At 70.7% G+C, this 15,689-nt stretch carries 21 protein-coding genes and 1 pseudogene; 14 read left to right on the top strand and 8 right to left on the bottom strand.

What is annotated here, in order from left to right:
- Nucleotides 1-2: 2 nt before the first annotated feature.
- Nucleotides 3-488 (bottom strand): SRPBCC family protein, encoded by a 486-nt coding sequence (locus tag ACZ4VW_RS24695; RefSeq protein ID WP_467965934.1) that lies wholly within the window; start codon nt 486-488, stop codon nt 3-5.
- Between the two features lie 221 nt (nt 489-709).
- Here ACZ4VW_RS24695 and ACZ4VW_RS24690 point away from each other — a divergent pair, with 221 nt between their 5' ends.
- Complete coding sequence (locus ACZ4VW_RS24690; RefSeq protein ID WP_467965932.1) at nt 710-1,594, top strand: SDR family oxidoreductase; 885 nt, start codon at nt 710-712, stop codon at nt 1,592-1,594.
- Between the two features lie 183 nt (nt 1,595-1,777).
- Here ACZ4VW_RS24690 and ACZ4VW_RS24685 read toward each other — a convergent pair whose 3' ends face one another.
- The gene (locus tag ACZ4VW_RS24685) at nt 1,778-2,923 is read right to left on the bottom strand and encodes an SRPBCC family protein (RefSeq protein WP_467965930.1); all 1,146 of its coding nucleotides are present in this window, start codon (nt 2,921-2,923) and stop codon (nt 1,778-1,780) included.
- A gap of 3 nt (nt 2,924-2,926) precedes the next feature.
- Nucleotides 2,927-3,796 carry a histone protein gene (locus tag ACZ4VW_RS24680; protein ID WP_467965928.1) on the bottom strand — a complete coding sequence of 290 codons (870 nt, stop codon included), beginning with the start codon at nt 3,794-3,796 and terminating at the stop codon, nt 2,927-2,929.
- 222 nt (nt 3,797-4,018) lie between these two features.
- Here ACZ4VW_RS24680 and ACZ4VW_RS24675 point away from each other — a divergent pair, with 222 nt between their 5' ends.
- The 8 genes from ACZ4VW_RS24675 to ACZ4VW_RS24640 are packed head-to-tail and all read left to right on the top strand — an operon-like array spanning nt 4,019 to nt 7,805.
- Nucleotides 4,019-4,393, top strand: a complete 375-nt coding sequence (locus ACZ4VW_RS24675; protein WP_467965926.1) for a gas vesicle protein GvpO — start codon at nt 4,019-4,021, stop codon at nt 4,391-4,393.
- 30 nt (nt 4,394-4,423) lie between these two features.
- Nucleotides 4,424-4,879 (top strand): gas vesicle protein GvpJ, encoded by a 456-nt coding sequence (gene gvpJ, locus ACZ4VW_RS24670; RefSeq protein ID WP_467965924.1) that lies wholly within the window; start codon nt 4,424-4,426, stop codon nt 4,877-4,879.
- 3 nt (nt 4,880-4,882) lie between these two features.
- The gene (locus ACZ4VW_RS24665; protein WP_467965922.1) at nt 4,883-5,602 is read left to right on the top strand and encodes a GvpL/GvpF family gas vesicle protein; all 720 of its coding nucleotides are present in this window, start codon (nt 4,883-4,885) and stop codon (nt 5,600-5,602) included.
- Nucleotides 5,603-5,646: 44 nt separating this feature from the next.
- Nucleotides 5,647-5,895: a gas vesicle protein GvpG gene (locus ACZ4VW_RS24660; protein ID WP_467965920.1), complete on the top strand. Its 249-nt coding sequence runs from the start codon at nt 5,647-5,649 to the stop codon at nt 5,893-5,895.
- Between the two features lie 21 nt (nt 5,896-5,916).
- Nucleotides 5,917-6,339: a gas vesicle protein gene (locus tag ACZ4VW_RS24655; RefSeq protein ID WP_467965918.1), complete on the top strand. Its 423-nt coding sequence runs from the start codon at nt 5,917-5,919 to the stop codon at nt 6,337-6,339.
- Nucleotides 6,336-7,175: a GvpL/GvpF family gas vesicle protein gene (locus tag ACZ4VW_RS24650; protein ID WP_467965916.1), complete on the top strand. Its 840-nt coding sequence runs from the start codon at nt 6,336-6,338 to the stop codon at nt 7,173-7,175. Before ACZ4VW_RS24655 ends, ACZ4VW_RS24650 begins: the two co-directional genes overlap by 4 nt.
- Entirely contained in the window at nt 7,172-7,393 is a 222-nt protein-coding gene (locus tag ACZ4VW_RS24645) for a gas vesicle protein (protein WP_467965914.1), read from the top strand. The genes ACZ4VW_RS24650 and ACZ4VW_RS24645 overlap by 4 nt, the downstream gene beginning before the upstream one ends.
- Entirely contained in the window at nt 7,386-7,805 is a 420-nt protein-coding gene (locus ACZ4VW_RS24640) for a gas vesicle protein K (protein ID WP_467965912.1), read from the top strand. The genes ACZ4VW_RS24645 and ACZ4VW_RS24640 overlap by 8 nt, the downstream gene beginning before the upstream one ends.
- 87 nt (nt 7,806-7,892) lie before the next feature.
- Here ACZ4VW_RS24640 and ACZ4VW_RS24635 read toward each other — a convergent pair.
- A pseudogene (locus tag ACZ4VW_RS24635) lies at nt 7,893-8,087 on the bottom strand (GlsB/YeaQ/YmgE family stress response membrane protein); the annotation flags it as partial.
- Between the two features lie 125 nt (nt 8,088-8,212).
- Between ACZ4VW_RS24635 and ACZ4VW_RS24630 the strand changes: the two are divergent.
- A complete protein-coding gene (locus ACZ4VW_RS24630; protein WP_467965910.1) occupies nt 8,213-8,383 on the top strand; it encodes a hypothetical protein in 171 nt (56 codons plus the stop codon).
- 70 nt (nt 8,384-8,453) lie between these two features.
- On the opposite strand, the gene ACZ4VW_RS24625 is transcribed toward ACZ4VW_RS24630, so the two are convergent.
- The 3 genes from ACZ4VW_RS24625 to ACZ4VW_RS24615 all read right to left on the bottom strand — a co-directional run bounded on the left by ACZ4VW_RS24625 (nt 8,454) and on the right by ACZ4VW_RS24615 (nt 9,400).
- A complete protein-coding gene (locus tag ACZ4VW_RS24625) occupies nt 8,454-8,624 on the bottom strand; it encodes a hypothetical protein (protein ID WP_467965908.1) in 171 nt (56 codons plus the stop codon).
- 69 nt (nt 8,625-8,693) lie between these two features.
- Complete coding sequence (locus tag ACZ4VW_RS24620; RefSeq protein WP_467965906.1) at nt 8,694-8,924, bottom strand: hypothetical protein; 231 nt, start codon at nt 8,922-8,924, stop codon at nt 8,694-8,696.
- Between the two features lie 35 nt (nt 8,925-8,959).
- A complete protein-coding gene (locus tag ACZ4VW_RS24615; RefSeq protein ID WP_467965904.1) occupies nt 8,960-9,400 on the bottom strand; it encodes an Asp23/Gls24 family envelope stress response protein in 441 nt (146 codons plus the stop codon).
- A 172-nt stretch (nt 9,401-9,572) separates the two neighbouring features.
- On the opposite strand from ACZ4VW_RS24615, the gene rlmN reads away from it, so the two are divergent.
- The 4 genes from rlmN (at nt 9,573) to ACZ4VW_RS24595 (ending at nt 14,684) form a co-directional block, all read left to right on the top strand.
- Nucleotides 9,573-10,679 (top strand): dual-specificity RNA methyltransferase RlmN, encoded by a 1,107-nt coding sequence (rlmN, locus tag ACZ4VW_RS24610; protein WP_467965902.1) that lies wholly within the window; start codon nt 9,573-9,575, stop codon nt 10,677-10,679.
- Nucleotides 10,680-10,905: 226 nt separating this feature from the next.
- Complete coding sequence (locus ACZ4VW_RS24605) at nt 10,906-11,973, top strand: thiamine ABC transporter substrate-binding protein (RefSeq protein WP_467966127.1); 1,068 nt, start codon at nt 10,906-10,908, stop codon at nt 11,971-11,973.
- A 38-nt stretch (nt 11,974-12,011) separates the two neighbouring features.
- Nucleotides 12,012-13,625 carry an ABC transporter permease gene (locus tag ACZ4VW_RS24600; RefSeq protein ID WP_467965900.1) on the top strand — a complete coding sequence of 538 codons (1,614 nt, stop codon included), beginning with the start codon at nt 12,012-12,014 and terminating at the stop codon, nt 13,623-13,625.
- Nucleotides 13,626-14,684, top strand: a complete 1,059-nt coding sequence (locus tag ACZ4VW_RS24595) for an ABC transporter ATP-binding protein (RefSeq protein WP_467965898.1) — start codon at nt 13,626-13,628, stop codon at nt 14,682-14,684.
- Between the two features lie 7 nt (nt 14,685-14,691).
- Here ACZ4VW_RS24595 and ACZ4VW_RS24590 read toward each other — a convergent pair whose 3' ends face one another.
- The gene (locus ACZ4VW_RS24590) at nt 14,692-15,678 is read right to left on the bottom strand and encodes a DMT family protein (protein WP_467965896.1); all 987 of its coding nucleotides are present in this window, start codon (nt 15,676-15,678) and stop codon (nt 14,692-14,694) included.
- Nucleotides 15,679-15,689: the final 11 nt, after the last annotated feature.

Here is a 15,689-nt window from a genome sequence, read left to right as displayed (position 1 = left end):
GGTCACACCGCCCGGGTCGGGGACGCTTCGCCCGCCGCGCCCGTCCGCTCCTCGCCCTGCGGGTTCTCGACGGTCCTGGCCAGGCGGGCGAGCATGCCCCGGTGGCGGAGCTGGATCAGCGAGTCCGCGAGGGTGTTGTGCCATCGGCCGCCCAGGCCGCGCAGCGGGTGCTCGTCACAGATGACCAGCGTCTCCTCGCCCCACGGGCTCACGGTGAGCGCGATCCGGGCGGTTCCGATGCCTTGGGCGACGGCCTCCAGTTCCAGTTCGGCCCCTGGCTCGCAGCGGCGCACGATCGTCTCGCCGTGGCCCGTCCACGGGCCGACGCGGACCGTGTACCGCAGCCGGGCGCCGACCTGGGGCCAGTCGCCGTCCAGGGGCTCCGAGTCCGAGGTGCCCATCACCCAGTCGCTGTAGCGCGAAGGATCCGCGAGGACGGCCCAGACGGCCTCGGGGCTCCGGCGGATCAGCTGGTGTCGTACGGCCATGGGGTCCTCCCACGTCGAGAAGTCAGATCCAGAGGTCGGCTTGAGATGTCGGCCGAGACGCCGGCCGGGAAGCCGGTCGTCCCGGGTGTACGGGTTCGGGTCTGCGGGTGTCGGGTGTCGGGTCTGCGGGTGTCGGGTGTCGGGTGTCGGGTCTGCGGGTCTCGGATCTGCGGGTTCCCGATCCCGCGCGGTCCATCCGTCCCTGTGCCTACGGTGGACCCATGACGGGAGCTTCACCACTGCGCGGCCGTACGGCCGTCGTGACGGGTGCCGCCCGCGGTGTGGGGGAGCAGGTCGCGCTGGCCGTCGCCCGCCGTGGGGCGCGCGTCGCCCTGCTGGGCCACGAGGAGGCCGAACTCGCCCGGGTGGCCGCCCGCTGCCGGCAGGCCGGCGCCACCGCCCACGTCTGGCCGGCCGACGTGACCGACGAGCGGCGGATGGCGGCCGTGGCCGACGAGATCGAACGGAGCCTGGGGCCCGCGTCGGTCGTCGTCGCCAACGCAGGCATCGCCGCGGGCGGCCCGTTCGACCGCACCGACCCCGTCACATGGCGCCGGGTCGTCGAGGTCAACCTCGTCGGCAGCGCCGTCACGGCGCGTGTCTTCCTGCCCGCCCTGCTGGCCACCCGCGGCTACTACCTGCAGATATCCTCGCTCGCGGCACTGGCCCCGGCGCCGATGATGACGGCGTACGGGGCGTCCAAGGCCGGGGCCGAGGCGTTCGCGTACGCCCTGCGCGCGGAGGTCGCCCACCGGGGCGTCGCGGTCGGCGTGGCGCGGCTGAGCTGGCACGACACCGACATGATCCGCGCGGCCGAGGAGCACCGGGTGATGCGCGAGCTGCGGCTCAACATGCCGTGGCTCTCGGCGTGGGTGAACCCTCTCGACGGGGTCGGCGAGCGGCTGGCCACGGGGATCGAGCGGCGTCGCCCCGTCGTCGGCGTCCCGGCCTGGCTCCGCCTCGTCCCGGCGGTCCGCCCCCTGCTGCCCGCGCTGGTCGCGCACCGGGCCCGCCACGTCCTGTCCCGCGTCGACGAGCGGGCCCTCACCCCCACGGGGCTCCTGGGCCCGGGCGGTGCGGCGGACCGATCCGGGCGGGCGGCGTAGGTGGCCGCGCCGGCCGCCGGAGCACCGACGGCCGGCGCGGCACCCCCAGGACCTCTTCCCCCCCTTCCCCCCCCCTCACAACCACAAAACCCCTATGGGAGGACTCCCTCCCCCCCCCCCTCCCCCCCCCCCCCCCCCCCCCCCCCCCCCCCCCCCACCCCGGGACTGTCGTCCGCTCCGGCCTCACCGCTGACGCCGGCGACGTCGCTGGGGACGGCCTGCCTCCTCCGCCTCGTCCTCGTCAGGGACATCCTCCTCGTCGTACTCCTCCTCGGGGACGTCCTCGTCGTCCGCGTACTCCTCCTCGTCGGCATAGCCTTCGTCGGCTTCCTCGTCGTACTCCTCCTCGGGCTCCTCCTCGAGCTCTGCCTCGTCCTCGGGCTGCCCGTCCTCCCCGGTCCCGTCGCCCTCCTCGCCCTCCTCGCCTTCCTCGTCCTCCGCGTACTCGTCTTCGTCGTACTCGCCCTCCGGCTCGCCCTCGTCCTCGCCCTCCGCCTCGCCTTCTTCTTCCATGGCCTCTTCGTGGGTGCGGACCACCTCGCCGTCACGGATCTCCCCGCGCCAGCCCTCCGGCTCGTCGGTGCTCAGCGAGACGTGCCGCAGGAAGTGTTTGAGGTCCAGGCGGAGGCGGCGGCCCTGGGCGCGCCACAGGTTGCCGGTCTTCTCGAAGAACCCGGAGGGGTAGTACTCGACCACCAGGACGATGCGGGTCAGCGACGGAGCCAGCTCGTGGAAGCTGACGCAGCCGCGGGTGGTTCCCTTGGCGCCGTCGGAGGTCCACACGATGCGGTCATCCGGTACCTGCTCCTGGACGGTGGCCTTCCAGCCGCGCGTCGAGGGGCCGACCTTGACCTTCCAGTCGCTGGTGGTGTCGTCGTTGCGGGAGACGTCGCGTACTCCCTTGGCGAAGCCGCTGAAGTCCTCGTACTGCGTCCAGTGGTCGTACACCGTACGCAGGGGGAGGCCGACGTCGATGAACTCGATGATGTTGATGACCTTGCCGCCGCTCTTGCGGCCCTTCTTGCCCTTGCCGAACATCTTGGAGCCGGCTTCGGTCACCTTGTCCTTGAGGCCGCTGAGGCCCTGGCCGGCCATCGCTTTCAGAGGCGAGTCACCCTGGAGCAGGCGTCCCCCGACACCGGCGATGTCGGACATCTTGCCCTTGCCGTCGGCGACGTCCTGGAGCTGGTCGGTGACGTCCCCCAGCTTGTCCGACGCCTTGTCCGCGAGTTGTCCGGCCTGGGCTCCGAGGAAGGAGGACAACTCCTCGAGCAGTTGGTCCATCCCTGACTTGGGTTCCTGCGCGCCGGCGCGGTCTGACTGTGCCATGACCTACCTCCGCGTGGACGGCTTGCGGCCCGACGTCTTCTTCGACGCGGTCTTCTTGGCAGCCGTCTGCTTGGCGGGCGCCTTGCGTGCCGGAGTCCTGGCCGCGGCCTTCTTCGCCGGTGCCTTCTTGGCCGTCTTCTTGGCGGCGGTCTTGGACGGCGTGGCCTTCTTGGCGGCCGCGGATTTCGCCGGTGCCTTCTTCGCAGGCGGCTTCTTCGGTGTGGTCTTCTTCGCCGCGGCCTTCTTGGCGGGGGGTTCGGCCTTGGACGTGGTCGAGCGCCGCGGCTTCCGGGCGGGTGTCTCCGAGGTGCTGCGAGCGGGAGGCCGGGCTCGTCGGCGAGGCGGGGGCTCCTCCTCGGGCTCTTCCTCCTCCTCTTCTTCTTCGTCCTCCTCGGCCTCGGGCTCCTGTTCCTCTTCTTCGTCCTCGGCTTCTTCGTAGCCCTCCTCGTCCTCGCCCTCGCCCTCGTCCTCGCCCTCGGGCCCGTAGTCGGCCTCGTCCTCGTCCTCGTAGGGCTCCTCATCCTCCTCGTCGGTGCTGTCGGCCTCGTCGGGGCCGGCGGCGCCGCCGATGGAGAGGGTCCGCTGGTGCAGCGAGTCGGCGAGGTCGCCGAGTTTCCTGTTGGCCGCGGCGCCCAGCGCCTTCTTGCCGGCGCCCAGGGCCTCGTTGCGGAGCTGGTCGGAGATCTCGGCGAACTGGGGCATCTCCTTGAGCTTGCTGATGCCCTGCGTCATGAGCTGACTCGGTTCGAGACCGAAACGGCGGCCGGCGAGGTACGTCGCCGCTGAGATCGCGAGACGGCCCTTCTTGGCGCGTCCCAGCACGTAGCCCCCGGCCACGGCGGCCGCGAGCGCGATTTTGGTCGTGTCCTGCATGAGCTGTTTTCCCTTCCCCAGGGCTCCAGCGCGGGCTGTGCGTCTCTGCCCAGGGAAATCCGTCCGGGTCTGCGGATCGGGCCGGCTGTGGCGTGCGCCGGCGGCCGAGGAAACGGCCCCGCTCGGGCGGCCCTGCACACCGCCCACCGCCGATACGGTGATATTTCCCTATATGCTGACATTGTAGTTTCAGCGAGCGGTGTTCCCCCAGTGGAGCGACATATGACCGCATCAGAACCGGCACGTCCGCGCAGAGTCCGCCCCCGTCCAGACGCCGAAAGCGAGGAACAGGAGAGGCGGCCGGCACGCCGTACCCCCGCCAAGCGAAAGACCGGAGTTCCTGACGCAACGTCAGCGATGCGCTCCGCGGCCGGGCAATTGGCCCAACTGCTGGGCAGGAACCCGGACTCCGTCTCGTCGCTCAAACCGACCGACGACGGCTGGGAGGCGCAGGTGGAGGTGTTGGAGCTGGAACGCATTCCCGACACGACCAGTGTGATGGCCAGTTACAAGGTGGCCTTGGACTCCGACGGACAACTGGTCTCCTACGAACGGACCCGTCGCTACAGCCGAGGCATGATCGACCGGCCGACCTGAGGAAGCAGGCCGTCCGGGAAAGGGGGCGCCATGACCATGGTGCCGCAGGGTGGCAGCAGTGTGAGCAGGGGCGGAGGCGGCACGAGCAGCCTCTACGACGTCCTGGAGCTCATTCTCGACCGGGGCCTCGTCATCGACGTCTTCGTCCGCGTCTCGCTGGTGGGCATCGAGCTGATCAAGATCGACGCCCGCATCGTGGTGGCGAGCGTCGACACCTACCTCCGTTTCGCCGAAGCGTGCAACCGCCTCGATCTCGAAGCGGGCCGCAAGGCTCCCGCCCAGCTCCCCGAGGTGGTCGGAACCATGATGGAAGGCGGCGCCCGCGGCAAATCGAAGGGCGCGCTCAGCGGGGCGGTCGACGCGGTGACCGAGTCCCTGACCGGCTCAAGCAAGCGGGAGGAACCGGAGGAGGAAGAAGCCGAGGAGGAAGCCGCCCCCAGGAAACGGCGTCCCGCCCGGCGCCCGGTCCGACGGGAAAGGGAGTGACCGATGGCGCTCTACGTGTACGCGATCACCGGCGAGAACCACCCCCGTCGTGTCGACGATCTGAATGGGGTGGGATCCCAGCCCTCACCCCTGCGCACGGTCACCGCCGGTCCCCTGTGCGCAGTGGTCAGCGACGTCTCCGAGGAGATCCGGCCCAAGCGCCGGGACCTCCTGGCGCACCAGGAGGTGCAGGAGCGCCTCATGGCCGACGGGGTGTGCCTCCCCCTGCAGTTCGGTTACATCGCCTCCGACGACCAGGTCGTCCGGCAGGCCCTCGAGGAGAACGCCGATGCGTATCTGGCCACCCTCGAGCGCCTCGACGGATGCGCCGAGTACCACGTCAGGGCGACCCAGGCCGACGAGGACGAGCTGTTGCGCCAGGTGCTCCGGGACACCCCCGAAGCGAGGGAACTCAACGAGCGGATCCGCGCCGGCGCACCGGACCCGCAGCTACCTGTCGAGCTGGGGGAACTCGTCGCCCGCGCCGTGCAGGAGCGCCACGACGCGCTTGCCGCCGGGCTCGCCGAGGCGCTCATCCCCTACGCGCGCGAGCACACCACCCATCCGCCTTCCAGTCCCGACTTCCTCAACCTGTCGGTGCTGGTGCCCCACGACCGCAAGGACGACTTCGAGGCCGCGCAGGCCGGCCTGGCCCGCCAGATCGGGGACGGCGTCGACCTTCGGCTCACGGGCCCCCTGCCCCCCTACAGCTTCGTCCGGTGAAGCGATCGGCACCCCCGCTTCCCTTCGGAAAGGAGGACACCTCCATGGGACTGCTGACACACCTCCTCACCCTTCCCGTCGCACCGCTGCGAGCCGTCACCTGGGCCGCTCAGCGGGTCGTGGAGAAAGCCGAAGACGAGTACTACGACCCCGCTCCGGTGTGGCGCGAGCTCGCCGACCTCGAGCGGCGCCTGCTGAGCGGCGAGATCGACCAGGAGACGTTCGACGGCCGGGAGGACGAGCTGATGGACCGGCTGACAGAGATCGAAGAGTTCCGCCGGCGCATCGCCTGACGGGGAAGCGAGGTCGTCATCGTGTCTGAGCCAGTACCCGGCCGACTCGGATCCTTTCCCTCCCGTGCCGCCCCGCCGCCGTACGGGCAGAGCACCTCCAGCCTTGCCGACATCCTGGAGAGAGTCCTGGACAAGGGCATCGTCATCGCCGGCGACATCCGGATCAACCTCCTCGACATCGAACTGTTGACGATCAAACTCCGGATCCTGGTCGCCTCCGTCGACAAGGCGAAGGAGATGGGCATCGACTGGTGGGAGCACGACCCTTCGCTCTCCTCCCGCCACGCCGGCAGCCCCCTCGAGCAGGAGAACCGCAGACTGCGCGCGGAGCTGGACGCCCTGCGCCGGGAACGCCTCGACGATCAGGAGCTGCCGCCACCCACCGCCGACGCGGAACCCGAGAGCGATACGGGCCGTGGGACCGCGCGGGGGCGCCGGCGATGAACCCCTCCGGCGACACCCTCACCTACGTCTACGCAGCGGCCCCGCTCACGGCACAACTCCAGGAGGCCCTGTCCGGCCTCCGCGGGGTCTACGGCTCGCCCGTCCTCTTCGTCACCGCGCCCCATGCCGCCGGCCCCGGCGACCCGCCACCCGTGGCCTTCGCCACCAGTCATGTGCCACGGGACGACTTCAACGAGAACGCGCTGAAGAACCACTTCGAAGACCTCGAATGGCTCGAGAACGTCGCCCGCGCCCACCACGACGTCGTGCAGGCACTCTCCGCCCACACCACGGTTCTTCCCCTGCGCATGGCCACCGTCTACCAGGACGACGACCGCGCGGGCCAAGCACTGGCCGAGCAGTACGACGCCTTCGCCGAGCGGCTCGCCCAGCTCACCGCCCGTACCGAGTTCGGAGTGAAGATCTTCCTCGCCTCCACCGCGGCCGCGCCCGACACCGGATCCGTCACCGACACCGCCACCACCCCGGGAAAGGCGTATCTCCAGCGCCGCCGGGCCCAGCACACGGCCCAGGAAGCCGTCTACCACCAGGCGCAACAGGCCGCCGAGGCCATCGAAGGCGTCGCCTCCCGGTACGCCCTGCAGCGCGCGCGCCACCCCACGCGGCACGGCGCCCTCACCGGGCCCGCCGAGAACGTGCTCAACGACGCCTACCTCGTCCCCGACGCCTACGCGGAGCAGTTCCGAGCCGCCGTCGAAGGGGCGGTGGTCGCCTTCGACGGCATCCGGGTCGAGGTGACCGGGCCCTGGGCGCCCTACTCCTTCGCGATGCCGCCGGCCGAGCGCGGGCACGCCGACGAGGAGCGCGGCTCATGACGCTCGCGGAGCACGGGGAACCGCTGCCAGGGCGCCAAGTGGCGTTGGTGGACCTCCTCGACCGACTGCTCAGCGGCGGCGTGGTCATCACCGGCGACATCGTTCTCTCCATCGCCGACATCGACCTCGTCCGGATCTCCCTGCGCGCTCTCATCGTGTCCGTCGGCTCCGAGAACCGCCCGACCCCGACGGCACAGGAGAGCGGACCGCATGAGTGAAGAACGCCCCGAGCCGCACCGGAACGACTCCTCACCCACCGCTCCCGGTCTCAAGGACGTCGGTGACACGATGTCGCAGGCGTTCCGGCTTCTCCAGGCCCCTCCGACGCCGCGCGACGCCACGCCGCGTGCGGCGCACCGCCTGTACACCGACCGCGACACGGTCGAGGAGGACCTTCTGAAGCTCGTGCTCACCCTGGTCGAGCTTCTGCGCCAGCTCATCGAGCGCCAGGCCCTGCGCCGGGTGGACGCGGGGGATCTCACGGAGGACCAGGAGGAGGAGCTGGGAGCCACGCTCCTCGCCCTCCACGACCGTCTGGCGGACCTGTGCGCCGAGCACGGCTATGCCCTGGAGGACCTCAATCTCGACCTCGGTCCCCTGGGACCTCTCCTGCCCCGGAACGGCACCTAGCGCCAGCGCGACGGCGCCTCTCGCGGGAAGCGACCCCCTCGACCGTGAGGGGCGCCGCTTCGCGCGAGAGGCGCCGACGCGCTGGGGTCAGGCGTGGCGGCGACTGCCCCGGGTGAGGAGTCGGTAGACGGCGAGCAGGATGAGGGAGCCGACGTTGGCGGCGATCCAGGTGGAGAGTTCGAAGAGTCCGTCGATGGAGTCGACACCGAGAACAACCTTGCCGAGCCATCCGCCGAGCAGACCGCCGGCGATGCCGATGAGCATGGTGATGATGAGGCCCCCCGCCTTTCGGAATCACGAGCACCGTGAGCTTCTCGTTTGGCAACCGGCCATCGGGGCACGAGCAGCCACAGTTCCTGCCCTGACCGTGGGCAGGAGGGACCGGAGACGCTGCAAAGGAAACCGACATGAGTGGCACCGAGAAGGCGAAGGCGCGGCTTGAACAAGTAGCGGGAAGGGCCGTGCGGAAAGCAGCTCATGCGATGCACAAGGAGACCATGGCGGCCAAAGGAACCGCTCTGGAGGCCCGAGGGAAGGCCCGGGAGATCAAGGAAAAGGGCAAGGACAGCTTCCGCTGACCGTGTTTCCCCGGGCGGGAGGCGTCATTCTCCCCTTCGATGCCGCCTTGCTCAGGTACGCGGTCGGAAGTCAGTGGACCGGGCGTCGGCGCGAGCGTGATATCGAGCGCACCAGCATGTACAGGACGGCGGCGAGGAGAAGCAGTACCCCGATGGAGATCAGGTAGAGCATGCCGTCCACGACAGCGCCGGTGACGACCAGCGCGACGGCCATGCTCACAAGCAGCAGGAAGAACCTCATGGCTCCGCCCCCGGGTGGTCAGTGCGAGGCGGCCCTATGGAGGCTCCCCAGGGAGAGCCTCTTCCGGGGTCACCGTCGCCACTCTCTGGGTGCCTGTCGCCGGTCATCGCGGGGTCGCTGCCAGCTGGTGTCACGGCGGCGGACGAAGTCACTCGGTCCCAGATCGCCTTCCATCAACCGCCCGACCACGAGTCCGGCGGCGCCCAGCCCCAGCACCAGCAGGAAGGCCTCGAAGCCGCCGAAGTACCCGGCGAAGCCCAGCGCCATTCCAGCGATCAAGCCCACCATGGCCCTGCTCATCACATGCTCCTCGCTCGAGCGGCCGTCCGGCCCGGCTACTGAAGTCGCGGCCGCTCTTCCCCTTCGTCCTCCTCGTCGGGCAGCTTCACGTCGCTGAAGAGGATGTTCACTTCCACGACTTCGCGACCCGCCATCCGCTCCACCGCGGAGATCACGTTCTCCCGCACCGCACCGGCCACGTCCGTGATCGGAGCGCCGTACTCCACAACGATCTCCAGGTCGACGGCCGCCTGCGTCTCGCCCACCTCGACGCTGACTCCCTGCGTCACGGATCTGCCGGTGCCGGAACCCGGCATCCGCTCCCGCATCGATCCCATGGAGCGTGCGAACCCGCTGCCCAAGGCATGGACGCCGCGCACGTCTCGTGCTGCCATCCCGGCGATCCTCGCCACGACGACATCGGCAATGGTGGTCCGGCCGCGAGAGGCAGGCGCACCACGCGCGCCATCCTGATTGACGCCGCTGGTCTCAGTCATCAGACCATTCCTCCCTCAATTGGGGTTTTGCGGCTTTCAATAACATTACATTTGTTTGGGTGTGCGGGCGGTTCCAAAACGACCGGCTCCGGTGGCATCCCGGGCCTAGGGCGACGACCATGACCGTCGTCCTTCCGGGCCACGCGCGCGCGTCTGCGACACTGGTAGCACCATGCCCAAGCCCGGAGAACTCACTTTCGTCGCGCCCCGCGGAGCCAAGAAGCCGCCGCGGCATCTCGCCGACCTCACGCCCGCCGAGCGCAAGGAGGCCGTCGCCGCGATCGGCGAGAAGCCGTTCCGCGCCAAGCAGCTGTCCACGCACTACTTCGCGCGGTACGCCCACGACCCCGTCGAGTGGACCGACATCCCCGCCGCCTCCCGCGAGAAGCTGCAGAACGAGCTGCTGCCCGACCTGATGTCCGTGGTCCGGCACATCTCGTGCGACGACGACACCACCCGTAAGACCCTGTGGAAGCTGCACGACGGCACGCTCGTCGAGTCCGTGCTCATGCGGTACCCGGACCGGGTCACCATGTGCATCTCCTCACAGGCCGGATGCGGGATGAACTGCCCGTTCTGCGCCACCGGACAGGCCGGACTCGACCGGAACCTGTCCACGGCCGAGATCGTGCACCAGATCGTCGACGGCATGCGCGCCCTGCGCGACGGCGAGGTGCCCGGCGGGCCCGCGCGGCTCAGCAACATCGTCTTCATGGGCATGGGTGAGCCGCTCGCCAACTACAAGCGGGTCGTCGGCGCCATCCGCCGGCTGACCGACCCGGAGCCGGACGGGCTCGGGCTCTCGCAGCGCGGGATCACCGTCTCCACCGTCGGTCTCGTGCCCGCGATGCTCCGCTTCGCCGACGAGGGCTTCAAGTGCCGCCTCGCCGTCTCGCTGCACGCCCCCGACGACGAGCTGCGCGACACCCTCGTGCCCGTCAACACGCGCTGGAAGGTCCGCGAGGTCCTCGACGCCGCCTGGGAGTACGCCGAGAAGTCCGGCCGCCGGATCTCCATCGAGTACGCCCTCATCCGCGACATCAACGACCAGGCATGGCGCGGTGACCTTCTCGGGCGACTGCTCAAGGGCAAGCGGGTGCACGTCAACCTGATCCCCCTGAACCCGACCCCCGGGTCGAAGTGGACCGCCTCCCGTCCCGAGGACGAGAAGGCGTTCGTCGAGGCGATCGCCTCCCACGGCGTCCCGGTCACCGTCCGTGACACCCGCGGTCAGGAGATCGACGGCGCCTGTGGACAGCTGGCGGCGTCCGAACGCTGACCTTGTACTCTGTGCTCGAACACATCTCCATATTCCGACAGGGGAGCGCCACAGCGCTGAGAGTGCGGTCACCGTAGGACCGCAGACCCTCTGAACCTCGCCCAGGTCATTCTGGGTAGGAAGTTCGGTCGTAACTCGAGCTGTTGCGCCCTGCCCGCCTTCCGGTGGGCAGGGCCGCGTCTCTTCCTGGTCACACCCAGGAGGAATCCAAGTGAGCACCAAGAAGATGGCAGCCGCGGCGATCGCCGCCGCGCTGGGCGTCACCACCCTCGCCGCGTGCGGCGGATCCGGTGACAAGGGCGCGGCGACGGGGACGGACAAGACCGTCACGCTCGTCAGCCACGACTCCTTCAACGCCTCCAAGGAGGTGCTGGCGGAGTTCACGAAGCAGACCGGCTTCCAGGTCAAGGTCCTCAAGAGCGGCGACGCCGGCGAGGCCGTCAACAAGGAGATCCTGACCAAGGGCTCCCCGCAGGGAGACGTCTTCTTCGGCGTCGACAACACCCTGCTCTCCCGCGCCCTCGACAACGGCATCTTCGTGCCGTACGAGGCGAAGGGCCTGGACCGGATCCCGGCCGGACTCCAGCTCGACAAGGAGCACCGGGTCACCCCGATCGACTCCGGCGACATCTGCGTCAACTACGACAAGAAGTACTTCGCCGACAAGAAGCTGGCGCCCCCGCAGACCTTCGACGACCTGGCGAAGCCGCAGTACAAGAACCTCCTCGTGGTCGAGAACCCCGAGCGGTCCTCCCCGGGCCTCGGATTCCTGCTCGGCACCGCCGCGCAGTACGGCGACGAGGGCTGGCAGGACTACTGGAAGAAGCTCAAGGCCAACGGCGTGAAGACCGTCGACAGCTGGGAGCTCGCCTACAACCAGGAGTTCTCCGGCTCCGCCGGCGGCAAGAAGGCCAAGGGCGACCGGCCGCTGGTCGTCTCCTACGCCTCCAGCCCGCCCGTCGAGGTCCTCTACTCCGAGCCCCAGCCCAAGGAGGCCCCCACCGGCGTCTCCACCGGCACCTGCTTCCGGCAGACCGAGTTCGCCGGACTCCTGAACGGCGCCAAGAACACCGAGGGCGGCAAGGCGCTGATCGACTTCCTGATCTCGAAGAAGTTCCAGGACGACATGCCGCTGCAGATGTTCGTCAACCCCGTGGCCGAGGACGCCACCCTGCCCGAGCTCTTCACCCAGCACGGTGTGGTGATCGACAAGCCGCAGACCATGGCCCCCGAGAAGATCGCCGACAAGCGTGACCAGTGGATCCAGCAGTGGTCGTCGCTCGTTCTGAAGTAGTTCCCGACCGCAGGGGAAGCGCGGCGCGGCTCGGCCTCATGGTCGTGCCCGTCGCCTTCTTCGCGCTCTTCTTCGCCTGGCCCGTCGCCTCGATCGTCGAGCGCGGGCTGCGCGTCGACGGCGCGTGGCGGTTCGGCCGCTTCGGCGAGACGCTGACCCGGCCCGAGATCCTCGACGTCCTCTGGTTCACGCTCTGGCAGGCACTCGCCTCCACCGGGCTCACCCTGCTCGTCGCGCTGCCCGGCGCGTACGTCTTCGCGCGCCTCGACTTCCCCGGCAAGGGGCTGCTGCGCGCCGTCGTCACCGTGCCCTTCGTCATGCCGACCGTCATGGTCGGCACCGCCTTCCTCGCGCTCGTCGGACGCGGTGGGCTCCTCGACGCGTGGTGGGGCGTCCGACTCGACACCACCGTCTGGGCCATCCTCCTCGCCCATGTCTTCTTCAACTACGCCGTCGTCGTCCGCACCGTCGGCGGCCTCTGGGCGCAGCTCGACCCCCGTCAGGAGGAGGCCGCGCGGGTCCTCGGCGCCTCCCGCTGGACCGCCTGGCGGACCGTGACCCTGCCGGCGCTCGCCCCCTCCGTCGCCGCCGCCGCGCTGATGGTGTTCCTGTTCACCGCGAGCTCCTTCGCCGTCGTCCAGATCCTCGGCGGCTCCACGTACTCCACCCTGGAGACGGAGATCTACCGGCAGACGGTCGACCGCTTCGACCTGACGACGGCCGCCGTCCTCACGATCGTGCAGTTCGCGGCCGTGGGCGTCGTCCTCGCCGTGCACGCCCGGACCGTGCGCCGCCGGGAGACGGCGCTGCAGCTGGTCGCGCCCGAGCAGACCGCGCACCGGCCCCGCGGCGCCGGCCAGCGGGGACTGTTCGCCGTCGTCCTGCTGTCCGTCGCCCTGCTGATCGTGCTGCCGCTCGGCGTCCTCGTCGAACGGTCCCTGGCCACGCCCGACGGCTACGGCCTCGACTACTACCGGGCCCTGCGGTCCACGGACCCCTCCGGCACCTTCCTGGTGCCGCTGGCGGACACGATCGGGAACTCGCTCCGGTACGCCCTCGTCGCCACCGCCATCGCCCTGGTCATCGGCGGCCTCGCGGCGGCGGCCCTCACCCGGCGGGCCGGCCGGCTCGTGCGCGGCTTCGACGCGCTGCTGATGCTGCCGCTCGGGGTCTCCGCCGTCACCGTCGGTTTCGGCTTCCTGATCACCCTCGACGAGCCGCCGTTCGACCTGCGGGCGAGCTGGATCCTCGTCCCGCTCGCGCAGGCCCTGGTCGGTGTCCCCTTCGTCGTACGGACGATGCTGCCCGTCCTGCGGGCCGTCGACGAGCGGCTGCGGGAGGCGGCGGCCGTCCTCGGCGCCTCGCCGCTGCGGGCCTGGCGCGAGGTCGATCTCCCGCTCGTACGGAGGGCGCTGCTCATCGCCGCCGGATTCGCCTTCGCGGTGTCGCTCGGAGAGTTCGGCGCGACCGTCTTCATCGCGCGGCCCGACAACCCGACGCTGCCCGTCGCCGTCGCCCGTCTGCTCGGCCGGCCCGGCGACCTCAACTACGGCCAGGCCATGGCCCTTTCGACGATCCTGATGGTGGTGTGTGCGGTGTCCCTGCTGCTGCTCGAACGACTCCGCACCGACCGGACCTCCGGGGAGCTGTAGATGCTGACGCTCAAGGACGCGACCGTACGGTTCGGGGAGCGCGCCGTCCTCGACGCGGTGGACCTGGAGGTCGCCGAGCACGAGATCGTGTGCGTGCTCGGGCCGAGCGGCAGCGGAAAGTCCACGCTGCTGCGGGTCGTCGCCGGACTGCGGCGCCTGGACGAGGGCCGGGTGCTCCTCGACGGCACCGACCAGACCGGGGTGCCGGCGCACCGGCGCGGCGTCGGCCTGATGTTCCAGGACCACCAGCTCTTCCCCCAGCGGGACGTCGGCGGCAACGTCGCCTTCGGACTGCGGATGCGTGGCCTCGGCTCCGACGAGCCCGGGGCGGCGCGGGTGGGGAAGGCGGAACGGGACCGGCACGTCGAGGAGCTGCTGGAGCTCGTCGGGCTGCCGGGAGCCGGGCGGCGGGCCGTCGCCTCCCTCTCCGGCGGCGAGCAGCAGCGCGTCGCGCTCGCCCGCGCGCTCGCGCCCCGGCCCCGGCTCCTCATGCTGGACGAGCCGCTCGGCCAGCTGGACCGGGGACTCCGCGAGCGGCTCGTGGTCGAACTGCGCCGGCTCTTCCGCCGGTTGGGCACGACGGTGCTCGCCGTCACCCATGACCAGGGCGAGGCCTTCGCGCTCGCCGACCGGGTGGTCGTGATGCGGGACGGCGGGATCGCCCAGTCCGGCACCCCGCTGGAGGTCTGGCAGCGGCCGGCCTCCGAGTTCGTGGCGCGCTTCCTCGGATTCGACAACGTGGTGGCCGGGACGGTGAGCGGGGACGCCGCCGACACGGTGTGGGGGAAGCTCCCGGTGCCCTCGGGGTCGCCCCAGGGCGGGCGGAAGATCCTCGTACGCCCGGGCGGTGTCCGCCTCGTGGCGCCGGCGGACGGTCTGGTCTGCACGGTCGAGGCCCGGACGTTCCGCGGCGCCCATGTCGCCGTCCTGCTCCGCCCGGCCGAGGGACCCGTCCTGGAGGCGGAGTGCGCACTCCGGGACGCTCCGGAGGAGGGCGCGGAGGTGGGAGTGATCTTCGCCGCCGACGAGGTGGTGGTTCTCGCGGGGGACCAGGAGTGACGCACCCTCAGCGGCGCCCCGTGCCGGCCGGCTCCTGGAGCAGGGCGGGGGAGCCGGTCCGCCGCTCCCGGGTCGGCGCTTCCCCCGCGTTCCCGGCCTCCGCCTCAGCGTCGTGGACGGCTCCCGTCTCCTGGTCCTCCGGAGCGCCGAACCACGCCACCGCCACCGCGCCCACGACCGCCAGCACGAAGCCGAGGACCGCGAGCCAGGCGAGGCCCGGGCGGGAGGCGTCGCCCAGCCACCACACACCGATCATTCCGGGGAGCACCGTCTCGCCGACCACCAGCGCCGCCGTCGCCCCGTTCACCGAACCGATCTGCAGCGCGACGGTGTGCAGGTACATGCCGCCGACCCCGGCGACCAGGATCGCGTACAGCGCCGGGTCCGTGAGGAGCGCGCCGGGGGCGAAGGGGTCCACGCCGTCGAGGATGCGCACCCCCACGCCCAGCGCGCCGAAGCCGAGCCCGGAGAGCAGACCCGCCAGGATCGCGGCCCGCGCGCCCAGGAGCCGTACGAGCACCGTGCCGCCCGCCATCAGGAGCAGCGAGATCGCGAGCAGCCACCAGTGCGTCCCGACCGGGGTGTGCCCGCTTCCCTCCGCGCCCGCCGCGCTCGCCAGCAGCACCAGCGCGGAACAGACCACACCGATCGACGTCCACTCCGCGCGGGTCAGCCGGATCCCCAGCAGCCGGACGCTCAGGACCGCCGTGACGACCAGATTCGCGCTGATCACGGTCTGGGACAAGAACAGCGGCAGCAGTCGGGCCGCGAGGGCGCCCAGGCCGAAGCCGATGAAGTCCAGGATCGTGCCGACCACGAACTCCCAGGTCGTCGCCGCCTTCGCGGTGGAGGACAGGCTCGGCCCGCCGCGCTCCGTGAGATCCCCGGACGCCGCCTCCCGCCGCGCGGACCTGCGCGACCCGACGGCCTGCAGGACGGAGCCCGTGCCGTAGCAGATCGAGGCGGCGATGGCGGTCAGCAGTCCTATGAGCACCGAGGGGCTCC

The sequence above is a fragment of the Streptomyces sp. NPDC029139 genome (assembly GCF_055564335.1).
Note: the sequence above shows the minus strand (reverse complement) of the source record. Positions and strands in the feature narration are given on the sequence as shown.

Bases quoted from the DNA above. Each gene is read 5' to 3' on its own strand.
- ACZ4VW_RS24645 (WP_467965914.1), top strand. From the start codon at position 7,172: ATGACGCTCGCGGAGCACGGGGAACCGCTGCCAGGGCGCCAAGTGGCG.
- rlmN (WP_467965902.1), top strand. From the start codon at position 9,573: ATGCCCAAGCCCGGAGAACTCACTTTCGTCGCGCCCCGCGGAGCCAAG.
- ACZ4VW_RS24640 (WP_467965912.1), top strand. From the start codon at position 7,386: ATGAGTGAAGAACGCCCCGAGCCGCACCGGAACGACTCCTCACCCACC.
- ACZ4VW_RS24620 (WP_467965906.1), bottom strand. From the start codon at position 8,924: ATGAGCAGGGCCATGGTGGGCTTGATCGCTGGAATGGCGCTGGGCTTC.
- gvpJ (WP_467965924.1), top strand. From the start codon at position 4,424: ATGACCATGGTGCCGCAGGGTGGCAGCAGTGTGAGCAGGGGCGGAGGC.
- ACZ4VW_RS24660 (WP_467965920.1), top strand. From the start codon at position 5,647: ATGGGACTGCTGACACACCTCCTCACCCTTCCCGTCGCACCGCTGCGA.
- ACZ4VW_RS24675 (WP_467965926.1), top strand. From the start codon at position 4,019: ATGACCGCATCAGAACCGGCACGTCCGCGCAGAGTCCGCCCCCGTCCA.
- ACZ4VW_RS24680 (WP_467965928.1), bottom strand. From the start codon at position 3,796: ATGCAGGACACGACCAAAATCGCGCTCGCGGCCGCCGTGGCCGGGGGC.
- ACZ4VW_RS24595 (WP_467965898.1), top strand. From the start codon at position 13,626: ATGCTGACGCTCAAGGACGCGACCGTACGGTTCGGGGAGCGCGCCGTC.
- ACZ4VW_RS24695 (WP_467965934.1), bottom strand. From the start codon at position 488: ATGGCCGTACGACACCAGCTGATCCGCCGGAGCCCCGAGGCCGTCTGG.
- ACZ4VW_RS24685 (WP_467965930.1), bottom strand. From the start codon at position 2,923: ATGGCACAGTCAGACCGCGCCGGCGCGCAGGAACCCAAGTCAGGGATG.
- ACZ4VW_RS24665 (WP_467965922.1), top strand. From the start codon at position 4,883: ATGGCGCTCTACGTGTACGCGATCACCGGCGAGAACCACCCCCGTCGT.
- ACZ4VW_RS24690 (WP_467965932.1), top strand. From the start codon at position 710: ATGACGGGAGCTTCACCACTGCGCGGCCGTACGGCCGTCGTGACGGGT.
- ACZ4VW_RS24615 (WP_467965904.1), bottom strand. From the start codon at position 9,400: ATGACTGAGACCAGCGGCGTCAATCAGGATGGCGCGCGTGGTGCGCCT.
- ACZ4VW_RS24600 (WP_467965900.1), top strand. From the start codon at position 12,012: ATGGTCGTGCCCGTCGCCTTCTTCGCGCTCTTCTTCGCCTGGCCCGTC.
- ACZ4VW_RS24605 (WP_467966127.1), top strand. From the start codon at position 10,906: ATGGCAGCCGCGGCGATCGCCGCCGCGCTGGGCGTCACCACCCTCGCC.
- ACZ4VW_RS24625 (WP_467965908.1), bottom strand. From the start codon at position 8,624: ATGAGGTTCTTCCTGCTGCTTGTGAGCATGGCCGTCGCGCTGGTCGTC.
- ACZ4VW_RS24650 (WP_467965916.1), top strand. From the start codon at position 6,336: ATGAACCCCTCCGGCGACACCCTCACCTACGTCTACGCAGCGGCCCCG.
- ACZ4VW_RS24630 (WP_467965910.1), top strand. From the start codon at position 8,213: ATGAGTGGCACCGAGAAGGCGAAGGCGCGGCTTGAACAAGTAGCGGGA.